The 4,635-nt window shown below is 55.1% G+C and carries 5 protein-coding genes; 3 read left to right on the forward strand and 2 right to left on the reverse strand.

The window, feature by feature from the left end:
• Both EJP87_RS13980 and EJP87_RS13985 read left to right on the forward strand, forming a co-directional pair.
• Positions 1-227 (forward strand): cyclic nucleotide-binding domain-containing protein (locus EJP87_RS13980; RefSeq protein WP_130472481.1); only part of this gene is annotated, 227 nt, incomplete at its 5' end.
• 22 nt (positions 228-249) lie between these two features.
• A complete protein-coding gene (locus tag EJP87_RS13985) occupies positions 250-546 on the forward strand; it encodes a YciI family protein (protein WP_130472482.1) in 297 nt (98 codons plus the stop codon).
• A 15-nt stretch (positions 547-561) separates the two neighbouring features.
• Here the strand turns inward: EJP87_RS13985 and EJP87_RS13990 are convergent, their stop codons facing one another.
• Positions 562-1,311 (reverse strand): MBL fold metallo-hydrolase, encoded by a 750-nt coding sequence (locus tag EJP87_RS13990; RefSeq protein ID WP_130472483.1) that lies wholly within the window; start codon positions 1,309-1,311, stop codon positions 562-564.
• Positions 1,308-3,470, reverse strand: coding sequence for a tetratricopeptide repeat protein (locus tag EJP87_RS13995; RefSeq protein WP_130472484.1), 2,163 nt, complete (start codon positions 3,468-3,470; stop codon positions 1,308-1,310). Before EJP87_RS13995 ends, EJP87_RS13990 begins: the two co-directional genes overlap by 4 nt.
• 95 nt (positions 3,471-3,565) lie before the next feature.
• Here EJP87_RS13995 and EJP87_RS14000 point away from each other — a divergent pair.
• Positions 3,566-4,635 (forward strand): DNA topoisomerase (locus EJP87_RS14000; RefSeq protein ID WP_265332129.1); only part of this gene is annotated, 1,070 nt, incomplete at its 3' end.

Genomic DNA, 4,635 nt, shown 5'->3' on the forward strand with positions numbered 1-4,635 from the left:
TCAACCTGGGCACGGGTGAATTTTTTGGCGAGATGGCCTTTCTGACCAATGAACCCAGACAGACCAGCGTGGTGGCAATAGATGATTCGGTGGTGGCCCTGCAGGTCGATCAGGATCTGATGAAACGGCTCAGTGCGGAGATTCGCGAAAAGGTAAAAGATCAGATCATCACCAAATTGATCGAGCGTCTGAACAAAACAACCGAGCGCCTGCGCGTGCGCATGTAGAGAATAAAGACTGGAATCCATCATGTATTTTGCCATTATCGGCGAGGATGTGCCCGACAGCTTACCCTTGCGCCTTGCGGTACGTCCGGCCCATCTGCAACGTCTGGAACAACTCAACGCGGAGGGACGCCTGCTGCTCGCCGGTCCCTTCCCTGTGATGCACAACGGTGAGTTGCTGGCCAATTATAGCGGCAGTCTGATTGTCGCCGATTTTGCTTCCCTGGAGGCGTGTCAAGAGTGGGCCAACGCCGATCCCTACCTCTCTGCCGGAGTCTATGCGCAGATCACCATTAAACCGTTCAAACGGGTGCTGCCCTGATCGCGAACAACAACCCTATACAGCAAACTCCATTAAATCGGTGGCCAAAGCCAGGGGACCAGAAAATTGGCTTTGACACTCCTCTATACGCTCATCCTCTCTGCCATCAATCGGATAGAGATGGCTGAGTATCAGGCGTTTGACCTCTGCCTCGGCAGCCAGTTTTCCCGCCTCTCTTGCCGACAAATGGCCTTTGACCTTGCCTGCATGCAGCGTAGAACAGTCAATAATCAGCAGATCTGCTCCCGCCGCCAACTGCCGCAAACGGGGATCATAGTCACAATCTCCTGAAAAAACGATACTCTTGCCAGCATAATCAAAACGATAACTGCGACTTTCAAAACGCTCGGAATGGCTGACAACAGAGCTCTGCACCAGCAACTCCCCCAATGATTGGCGCTCCGTGACCTCACTGACAAAAAAAGGAAAGGCTTCCGGTACGGCCACTACCGGCACAACTATCTGCCGAAAAAAAGCGATAAATCCGGCAGGTCCAAACAGATGAAAAGGCTTCTGGCGCTGCAATCCAGGCATCCGCAGCGCATGCAGCAAGGCCGACAACTCCCCTACATGATCGGCATGGGTATGGGTGATCCATAACCCATCCAGGGTGGAAAAAGGTTTGCCAATCCGTTCCAACTGCAACAAACTGCCACTGCCACAATCAATCAACCACCTTTTTGCCGCCACCTCTAAAAGATAGGCGGGTGCATGGCGCTGCAGGGAAGGAATCCCGGTTCCCGAACCCAGTATCGTCCCGATCATCGGTTGCCATCTGTGGCATCTGCATGCGCAACATTGACGGCACTCGCCTGCATGTTGCCTCCTGCGGCCTCTGCCTGCCCATTATTGACGGGATTCACAGCAGCTTGCTGCAGCTTGCGCAACTCCTGCAATTGATAGTGACTGGTTTGCACACTGGGATGGTTTGCTCCAAAAAGCTTTTCCCGGATTGCCAAAGCGCGCGCAACCAATATTTCTGCCTCGGCATACTGACCACGTGCATGATGAATGGCGGCCAGATTGGTCACTGTGGTCGCCACATTGGGATGCTCCACACCAAAGATCTGTTCAAAAATGGCCAAAGCCCGCTGATACAACGGCTCGGCGCGCTCCAGCCTGCCCGCTGCCCGATAGAGCAAAGCCAAATTGTTCAGACTGCCCGCCACCGTCGCATGCACCGGACCAAACACCTTTTCCCGAATCGCCAAAGCCCTTTGATACAACGGTTCGGCGCGCTCTGGATGGCCCTGAATACGATAGATCTCTGCCAGATTGTTCAATGCCGCTGCCACATTGGGATGCTCCTGCCCATAGGCGCGCTCAAAAATGGCCAACGCCCGCACATAAAGCGGTTCCGCACGCTGATGTTCACCTTGTGCCCCATACAACAACGCCAAATTGTTCAGGCTGCCCGCCACATCGGGATGCTCACTGCCCAGCAACGCTTCGCGAATCGCCAAACCGCGTAAAAAGAGCGGTTCAGCCTTGGCATACTGCCCACGCGCGTTGTAAAACGATGCCAGATTGTTCAAACTTTTGGCAACATCCACATGATCGCTGCCATACAGCTTCTCGCGAATCGCCAAAGCCCGTTCATACATCGGTTCGGCAACCGCATATTGTCCTTGGCTGTCGCACAACAGAGCCAAATTGTTCAACACCTGCGCCACCTCGGCATGATCCGGCCCAAACATGCGCTCACGCATCTCCAACGCACGACGAAACATCGGTTCGGCCCGACCATACTTGCCTTGCGCATAATAGATGGTGCCCAGATTGTGCAGACTGGTGGCAACATCAGGATGACCTGCCCCCAGACGGCGCTCCCGATGATCCAAAAGCCGTTGGTACAAAGGTTCTGCCTGGGCATACTGCCCCTGCAGACGATATAATTCCGCCAATTCTCCCAAGGTCTCAAGCCACTCAGGATCGCCAACATTGCGCGTGCGCTCCTGAATCGTCATCATCCGCCGACAAAACTGAGCAGCCTCGGTATAGTGTCCCTGTTGACGGTGCAGCGCCACCAAACTGCTCAGCGAGGGCAGCAAATCGACATGTTCCCTGCCTACTGACTGCTCTGCCAACTCCAGAGCCCGCTGGTGCAAAGCACCGGCCTGCCCATATTGACCCTGCACCCGATACATCTCTGCCAAAACCTGCATGCCGGCAAGCACATCGGGATGGGTGACTCCCAAATGGATCTCCCGAATGGATAAAGCACGCTGCAGGATCTGGGCTGAGCGCTCCAGTTGGCCCTGCACACGATACAACTCAGCCAAAACACTTAAATTTTTTGCAACATCAGGATGATCGACCCCCAACTGCTCCTCGCGCAGTTGCAATGCTCTTTCCGCTATCGTTTGCGCCCGGGCATAATCACCCTGAATGCGATACAACTCCGTCAACTGAGCCAACAGCTCAGCCAACTGCAAAGCCTCTGCGGCAGGCTCTTTTTCCAACAGTTGCACAGCCTGCAGATAGCAACTCTCTGCCTGACTGTATTCGGCACGGCTATAATACAATGTTGCCAGATTGTTTAAGGTGGTGGCCACGGACGAAGATGCCAGCTCTGCTCCTTCTGCATACAAACGCAAAACCTGTTTGTAACAGGCAGCAGCCTCCAGCAAACGACCATGAAACCGATAGAGCATGCCCAGATTATTCAGGCTGCTGGCCAATGGCGCACTGCCCACCGCACCCAAAGACAGAGCCAGTTGCGCAGCGTTTTCAGCCAACTGCAGAGCGCGTTGCTGATTGCCCTGTTGCCAATGCAACACCAACTGTTGGTTTAACAGTTGCCACTCCTGGTACAGCGAACGCACAACCTCCTCTTCCGACATGAACAGACGGTGCAACCACGGGAATATCCCGCTTGTCAGCCACTCCTTGATCTCGATCCATTTTTGCCTGAGTCTATTCATGCCGCTCCGCTGCCCTTATCCTTTCAACTGCCTGGTTAGCAGGTTTCTTCAATATTTGCAATAACCATTCCAACAGGAGTGCTGCTGCCTTGACAATGAAAAAATCACCTGCCCGCTTTTCTGCCCATTCGCTCGCCAGCCAACGCCTTTTTTTGTGTGAAAAACCTTCGCAAGCGCGGGACATTGCTCAAGTATTGGCCGCTACACAGCGCATGAACGGCTATCTGCAGGGCACAGAGTGCCGGGTCACCTGGTGTTTGGGCCATCTGTTGGAAATGGTGATGCCAGAAGAGTATCATGCAGAGTGGAAAAGCTGGCGCCTGGAGACGCTGCCCCTCTTGCCAGAAGAGTGGAAATTGGCGGTGCGCCAAGAGGTTGGCCAACAGTTTCAGGTGATCCAACAGCTTCTGCGCTGCAGCTCAGAGGTGATCATCGCCACCGATGCCGATCGCGAAGGAGAGACCATCGGACGCGAACTGCTGCAGCAATGTGCCTATCGCGGTCCTGTCAGCCGCCTCTGGCTCTCTGCTCTCGATGCCCAGAGCATTCGCCAAGCCCTGCAGAAGCTGCGCCCCGGCGCCAGCACAGAGCCCCTCTATCGTGCGGGCATCGGCAGAGCTCGCGCCGATTGGCTGGTCGGCATCAACCTCTCCCGTGCCTACACCTTGTTTGGCCGACACAGGGGCCAAGAGGGGGTTTTGAGTGTTGGTCGCGTACAAACCCCAACCTTGAAGCTGGTTGTGGAGCGTGATCGGCAGATTGAGCAGTTTCAACCCCTGCCCTATTATGAGCTCTGGGTCGATCTGCAAAGCCAAAAAGGAGCCTTGCGGGCACAGTGGCAACCCCCGGAAGAGCAGGTCGATAGCGAAGGGCGCTGCCTGCATCGACCTTGGGCCGCAACGGTCGCCCAACGGGTGGTTCAAGCAAACGCCACAGTACTCTCAGCGGAAACAAAACGGCTCAAGGAGCCAGCCCCACTGCCCCTGGATCTTTCGACACTGCAACAGGAGTGCTCCAAACGCTGGAAAATGGCTGCTTCACGCACCCTGCAAGTGGCGCAAGCGCTCTACGAAACCCATAAAGTGATCACCTATCCACGCAGCGACTGTCGCTATCTCCCCCTCAACCAACTCAAAGAGGCTCCCCGCATTGTGCAAACCCTGGC

It is taken from the genome of Candidatus Magnetaquicoccus inordinatus (genome assembly GCF_004217665.1).
In the GTDB taxonomy this organism is placed as follows: Bacteria; Pseudomonadota; Magnetococcia; order Magnetococcales; family Magnetaquicoccaceae; genus Magnetaquicoccus; species Magnetaquicoccus inordinatus.

Coding starts and splice junctions, on each gene's coding strand:
- EJP87_RS13990 (WP_130472483.1), bottom strand. CDS start 1,311: ATGATCGGGACGATACTGGGTTCGGGAACCGGGATTCCTTCCCTGCAG.
- EJP87_RS13995 (WP_130472484.1), bottom strand. CDS start 3,470: ATGAATAGACTCAGGCAAAAATGGATCGAGATCAAGGAGTGGCTGACA.
- EJP87_RS13985 (WP_130472482.1), top strand. CDS start 250: ATGTATTTTGCCATTATCGGCGAGGATGTGCCCGACAGCTTACCCTTG.